Annotated in this window: 5 protein-coding genes; all 5 read right to left on the minus strand. The window is 70.1% G+C overall.

The genetic code is table 11. The features are described 5' to 3' along the window. Positions 1 to 189: 189 nt before the first annotated feature. The 5 genes from folE to ACWC9R_RS36710 all read right to left on the minus strand — a co-directional run bounded on the left by folE (position 190) and on the right by ACWC9R_RS36710 (position 6,236). Positions 190 to 795, minus strand: coding sequence for a GTP cyclohydrolase I FolE (gene folE / locus ACWC9R_RS36690; RefSeq protein WP_450738179.1), 606 nt, complete (start codon positions 793 to 795; stop codon positions 190 to 192). Positions 796 to 914: 119 nt separating this feature from the next. Next, complete coding sequence (ftsH, locus tag ACWC9R_RS36695) at positions 915 to 2,927, minus strand: ATP-dependent zinc metalloprotease FtsH (protein ID WP_450738181.1); 2,013 nt, start codon at positions 2,925 to 2,927, stop codon at positions 915 to 917. 287 nt (positions 2,928 to 3,214) lie between these two features. Beyond that, the gene (gene hpt, locus ACWC9R_RS36700) at positions 3,215 to 3,754 is read right to left on the minus strand and encodes a hypoxanthine phosphoribosyltransferase (RefSeq protein ID WP_030077134.1); all 540 of its coding nucleotides are present in this window, start codon (positions 3,752 to 3,754) and stop codon (positions 3,215 to 3,217) included. An 86-nt stretch (positions 3,755 to 3,840) separates the two neighbouring features. Then, entirely contained in the window at positions 3,841 to 4,899 is a 1,059-nt protein-coding gene (gene tilS, locus ACWC9R_RS36705; protein ID WP_450738183.1) for a tRNA lysidine(34) synthetase TilS, read from the minus strand. A gap of 191 nt (positions 4,900 to 5,090) precedes the next feature. Continuing rightward, complete coding sequence (locus tag ACWC9R_RS36710; RefSeq protein WP_362610619.1) at positions 5,091 to 6,236, minus strand: zinc-dependent metalloprotease; 1,146 nt, start codon at positions 6,234 to 6,236, stop codon at positions 5,091 to 5,093. Positions 6,237 to 6,471 lie beyond the last annotated feature (235 nt).

The raw sequence follows: 6,471 nt of genomic DNA on the forward strand, positions 1-6,471 counted from the left end.
GTTTCTGTTGTACTGAGGTGGGCTCTGCCTTTCTGGGGGGCGGGGCTCCGGTCCGCCCGGCGCGGCGCCCGCCCCCCCCCCCGGACCCGCCCCCGGCCGCCCCCCCCCGGGGCCCCCCCCGTCCGGTTGTGTGTGCGAGGCCGCCGTCCAGGTACGGCAGGCGACCGTACGGGCCCGCGGCCCGGTGTCTCAGCGGGCGAGTATCAGGCTCATCGCCTCGGCGCGGGTGGCGGCGTCCCGCAGCTGGCCGCGCACGGCCGAGGTCGTCGTCTTGGCACCCGGCTTGCGCACCCCGCGCATGGTCATGCACATGTGCTCGCACTCGATCACGACGATCACGCCGCGCGGCTCCAGGATCTCCATCAGGGAGTCCGCGATCTGCGTGGTCAGCCGCTCCTGGACCTGCGGGCGCCGCGCGAACACGTCGACCAGCCGGGCCAGCTTGGACAGCCCGGTGATCTTGCCGTCGGTGGACGGGATGTAGCCGACATGCGCCACACCGACGAACGGGACGAGGTGGTGCTCGCAGTTGGAGACCACCTCGATGTCCTTGACCAGCACCATTTCGTCGTGGCCCAGGTCGAAGGTGGTCGTCAGCACGTCCTCCGGCTTCTGCCACAGGCCGGAGAAGATCTCCTTGTACGCCCGTGCCACCCGCGCCGGCGTCTCCAGCAGCCCCTCGCGGTCCGGGTCCTCGCCCACCGCGATGAGCAGTTCGCGAACGGCGTTCTCGGCCCGCTTCTCGTCGAACGTGCCGATCTTGCCGCCGACGTCCAGCGTCACAGGGTCCGTCATGTGGTGCCTCGTTCCTTCTGCGCCCGCTCGAATCGCGGTGGAAACGCGGAATGCCGCGCCCCCCAGACTAAACCGGGGTGGCGCGGCATCTATTCCAGGGCCCCGGAGGGCTGCCGGGATCAGCTCTCGGGCCGCTGCTCCTCGGGCGCCTCCGCCTTCTCCGTGGAGACGGTGGCGGTGGTGGTCACCGAGCCGTTGGCCGGGGCCAGCTCCTTCGGCGACAGCACCGGCGGGCGGCTGGAGGGCGTACGGCGCGACGAGCCGGTCCACGCCGGGCGGGCCGGGCGCTTGACCACGTGCTTGAACAGCTCGGCGATCTCCTCCTTGCCGAGCGTCTCCTTCTCCAGGAGCGTCAGCACGAGGTTGTCGAGCACGTCGCGGTTCTCGACCAGGATCTCCCACGCCTCGTTGTGCGCGGTCTCGATGAGGCTCTTGACCTCCTCGTCGACCAGCGCGGCGACCTCTTCCGAGTAGTCGCGCTGGTGACCCATCTCACGGCCCAGGAAGGGCTCGGAGTTGTCGGTGCCGAACTTGATCGCGCCGAGCCGCTCGGTCATGCCGTACTGCGTGACCATCGCGCGGGCCGTGGCGGTGGCCTTCTCGATGTCGTTCGCGGCACCCGTGGTCGGGTCGTGGAAGACCAGCTCCTCCGCCGCGCGGCCGCCCAGCATGTACGCCAGCTGGTCGAGCATCTCGTTGCGGGTGGTGGAGTACTTGTCCTCGTCGGGCAGGACCATGGTGTAGCCCAGGGCCCGGCCGCGGGACAGGATCGTGATCTTGTGGACCGGGTCGGAGTTCGGTGAGGCCGCCGCGACCAGGGCGTGTCCGCCCTCGTGGTACGCGGTGATCTTCTTCTCCTTCTCGGACATGATCCGGGTCCGCTTCTGCGGTCCGGCCACGACGCGGTCGATCGCCTCGTCCAGGAAGTGGTTGTTGATCAGCTTCTCGTCGCCCCGGGCCGTCAGCAGCGCGGCCTCGTTCAGGACGTTCGACAGATCGGCGCCGGTGAAGCCGGGGGTGCGCTTGGCGACGGCCGAGAGGTCGACGTCCGGCGCGACCGGCTTGCCCTTCTGGTGGACCTTGAGGATCTCCAGACGGCCCTGCAGGTCCGGACGGTCGACGGCGATCTGCCGGTCGAAACGGCCGGGGCGCAGCAGCGCCGGGTCGAGGATGTCCGGACGGTTCGTGGCGGCGATCAGGATCACACCGCCCTTGACGTCGAAGCCGTCCATCTCGACCAGCAGCTGGTTGAGGGTCTGCTCACGCTCGTCGTGGCCACCGCCCAGGCCCGCACCGCGGTGCCGGCCGACGGCGTCGATCTCGTCGACGAAGACGATCGCCGGGGCGTTCGCCTTGGCCTGCTCGAAGAGGTCACGGACCCGGGAGGCACCGACACCCACGAACATCTCGACGAAGTCGGAGCCGGAGATCGAGTAGAACGGGACGCCCGCCTCACCGGCGACGGCACGCGCCAGCAGCGTCTTGCCCGTTCCGGGCGGGCCGTACAGCAGCACGCCCTTGGGGATCTTGGCACCGACGGCCTGGAACTTCGCCGGCTCCTGCAGGAACTCCTTGATCTCGTGGAGCTCCTCGACCGCCTCGTCCGACCCCGCCACGTCCTTGAAGGTCGTCTTGGGGGTGTCCTTGGTGATCAGCTTCGCCTTCGACTTCCCGAAGTTCATCACCCGGGAGCCGCCGCCCTGCATCTGATTCATCAGGAACAGGAAGACGATGGGAAGCAGAATGAAGGGGAGCAGCGTGATCAGCAGGCCGACGAACGGGCTCTGCTTCTCCGGGGAGACGGTGTAGCCGTCCTTGATCTCGCCGGTCTGGTACTTGGCCTGCAGGTTCTTGGCCACGTCGACGCCCTGGTCGCCGATGTAGCTCGCCTGGATCTTGTTGGAGCCCTCAACCTTGTTGGAGCCCGACAACTCGACCTTGATCTTGTTCTCGTCACCGGTCGTCAGCTCGGCGGACTTCACCTTGTTGTCAGCGATCGCCTTGACGACCTGACCGGTGTCCACCGTCTTGTAGCCGCCGGACGAGCCGACGACCTGCATCAACACGACCACGGCGAGGACGGCCAGCACGATCCACATGACCGGCCCACGGAAGTATCGCTTCACGTCCATCCATACGGAGCCGCTGAGGCCCCGTCCCTCCTGCCACAGTGAGGCACAACGCCCTTGGTAGGGCTGGTCGTGCGTTGCGTACGGTGTATTACTGGCCCGAAAAAAGAACTGCCTTCGGACGGTACCCCAGCATTGTCACCCGGCGCCTGCGCCGACGGTGAACATGCGGCCCGGGATTCCGCTCTCCCTGCTCCAACGGCGGGAGACCCCGAAGGGTTCCCGCCGGGCCGCGGCGGACCGGCCGCAACCCGTCCGGCCACGCCCGGCCGGACGAGCGTCAGGACGCCTCAGCCGCCGTAGACGTGCGGCGCGAGAGTACCGACGAACGGCAGGTTCCGGTACTTCTCCGCGAAGTCGAGGCCGTACCCGACGACGAACTCGTTGGGAATGTCGAAGCCGATCCACTTCACGTCGATGGCGACCTTGGCCGCGTCCGGCTTGCGCAGCAGCGTGCAGACCTCCAGCGAGGCCGGCTCGCGCGAGCCGAGGTTCGACAGCAGCCACGACAGCGTCAGGCCGGAGTCGATGATGTCCTCGACGATCAGGACGTGCTTGCCCTTGATGTCGGTGTCGAGGTCCTTGAGGATGCGGACCACGCCGGAGGACTGGGTGCCCGCGCCGTACGACGACACGGCCATCCAGTCCATCGTGACGGGGGTGGACAGCGCGCGCGCCAGATCCGCCATCACCATCACCGCGCCCTTGAGGACACCGACGATGAGCAGGTCCTTGCCCGCGTACTCCGCGTCGATCTTCGCGGCCAGCTCCGCCAGCTTCGCGTCGATCTCTTCCTTGCTGATGAGTACCGACTGAAGGTCGGAACCCATGTCCTTGTCGTCCACCCGTGCCACTCTCGCTCAGTTCGGTGTTCGCGTCAGTCGTGAGACTTCGGAAGCGGGGCAGCGTCTGCGGCTCAGCCCTGCCGAATCACCAGTCTGCCACCCTGCCGTCGCACACCCACGCGCCCGGGGAGGTTGATGGCCCCCTGCCCCCTCCAGGCCGTGATCAGCCGGTCCACTTCCTCGATGTGGCGGGCGAAGAGCGAACCGGCCGGTGAACCGGCGCCGATCACGGCCCGGCGCAGCACCCGGCGGCGCACCGCGGGGGGCAGCGCGAACAGGGCGGAGATGTCCAGGGAGCCGCTGTCGTCGAGCACCGAGCCCTCGGCGTCGGCGGCCCAGGCGTCCAGGGCGTCGGCGTCGTCGCGGGAGAGCTGGGCGGTGCGGGCCAGCGCCTCGACGACGCCCTTGCCGAGCGCCTTCTCCAGCGCGGGCAGGCCCTCGTGGCGGAGGCGCGAGCGGGTGTAGGCGGGGTCGGCGTTGTGCGGGTCGTCCCAGACGGGCAGCGCCTGGATCAGACAGGCCTTACGGGCGGTCTGGCGGTCCACGTCGAGGAAGGGCCGGCGATAGCGCCCGTCCCGGCCGCTGGTCGCGGCCATCCCGGAGAGCGAGCGGGTCCCGGAGCCGCGGGCGAGACCCAGCAGCACCGTTTCCGCCTGGTCGTCGCGGGTGTGGCCGAGGAGGACCGCGGTGGCGCCATGGCGCTCGGCGACGGCGTCCAGGGCGGCGTAGCGGGCGTCACGGGCGGCGGCTTCCGGGCCGCCGGCCGGGCGGCTGCCGCTCCCCCGGTACGCGGTGCCGTGCGCCACCTTGTTCGGTTCGCCCACGTCGACGGCGACGGCCTCTACGGGGTCGAGCCCCAGTGCCCGCAGGCGCAGGGCGACCTCGGCGGCGCGGAGGTCCGAGCCCTCCTGGAGACCGTGGTCGATGGTGACACCCCCGGCGCGGAGCCCGAGCTTGGGCGCCTCGAAGGCGAGAGCGGAGGCGAGCGCCATGGAATCGGCGCCGCCGGAGCACGCGACGAGCACGAGCGGGGGCTCGTGCCGGTCGTGCGCGGAGTGGTGGGTGAGCACGTCGTGGAGTACGCGGCGGACCGCCAGGCGTATCGCGGCGACCGCTGGATGGGGACCCATGTCCGTTTCCAATCGTTCAGCTGGGGAGCCTCGGGCCGTGGACGGCACTTCGTCACACAGAGTGCCTAGATGGTGACAGAGGCGAGCGGTTCCCCGAGCATTGCACGCCTATCCATCCGTAACGGTCCCTCAGACGGGTGATTGAAGGGGCGCTCTACTGCCACGTGGCGTGCCCAGCACACACCGCTCGCCTACGGTGCCCCGTCCGCCTTGCGGTGCACCCGCGCGATCCAGTCCGCCGGTTTGGCGATCTCCTGTTTGGTCGGGAGGGTGTTCGGCGACGTCCAGATCCGGTTGAAGCCGTCCATGCCCACCTCCTCGACGACCGCGCTGACGAACCGCTCGCCGTCGCGGTACTGCCGCAGCTTGGCGTCCAGGCCGAGCAGCTTGCGCAGCGCCTGGTCCAGCCGGCCGGCGCCACTGGCCCGGCGCTTCTGGAACTTCTCCCGGATCTCCGCGACCGACGGCACGACATCGGGGCCCACGCCGTCCATCACATAGTCCGCGTGCCCCTCCAGCAGGGACATCACCGCGGTCAGCCGGCCCAGGATCTCGCGCTGCGCGGGCGTCTGGACGAGGTCGACCAGGGAGCGGCCCTCGTCCTCGCCCTCCTCGCCCTCGGGCTTGGCGCCGGCCAGCGACTGGGCGGCCTCCCGCAGCCGCTCCAGGAGGGTGCCCGGGTCGATGTCCGTCTCGGAGAGGAACGACTGGATCTCGCCCTCGATGTGGTCGCGCAGCCACGGGACGGCGGTGAACTGGGTGCGGTGGGTCTCCTCGTGGAGGCACACCCACAGCCGGAAGTCGTGCGGGGCCACTTCGAGCTCGCGCTCCACGTGCACGATGTTCGGCGCGACGAGCAGCAGCCGGCCGCCCTGGGCCGCGGCCGGCAGATCGCGGGAGGCCGGTGCGAAGGTCTCGTACTGGCCGAGCACCCGCGACGCCAGGAACGACAGCAGCATGCCCAGCTCCACGCCGGTCACCTTGCCGCCGACCGCGCCGAGCACCGCGCCCCCGGGGCCGTTCGGGCGGCGGTCCTCCATCTTGGCCAGCAGCGGCTTGAGCACGGCACGGAACCCGGCGACGTTCGCCTTGATCCAGCCGGGCCGGTCCACGACGAGGACCGGCGTGTCATGCGGCGCCTCGCCCGTCGCGTCGGGCTGTGCCATCCGCGTGAACGCGCGGACATGCGCCTCGGAGGACTTGGCGTGCTTGCGCAGCTCGGCGACGATCGCGCGCGCCTCGTCCCGGCTCACCTCTGGGCCCGGCCGCACGAACCGGGTCGCGGTCGCGACCGCGAGGTTCCAGTCGACCATCTCGGTTCCACCGATGCTCGTCATGAGTTCACCGTACGTGGGCGTTTGGCGTGGGGGTAGCCGGTTCGCTGCGCTTTGCTCGGCCCCGCGCGGTCGGCTTTCCCGTCGTGGGGGTTCTGGTGGGGTCGCCTGCGGCGGGGCCGGTCCGCTGCGCGGGGCTGGTGGGTGCGGGGACGGGCCTCCGGGGTCTCATGTGCGGACTGCTTCGCTCCGGGTGGTCCCCGACGTACACGATGCGGTCGGGGGCGGTATCGGCGAG

Source organism: Streptomyces sp. NPDC001219 (assembly GCF_053597915.1).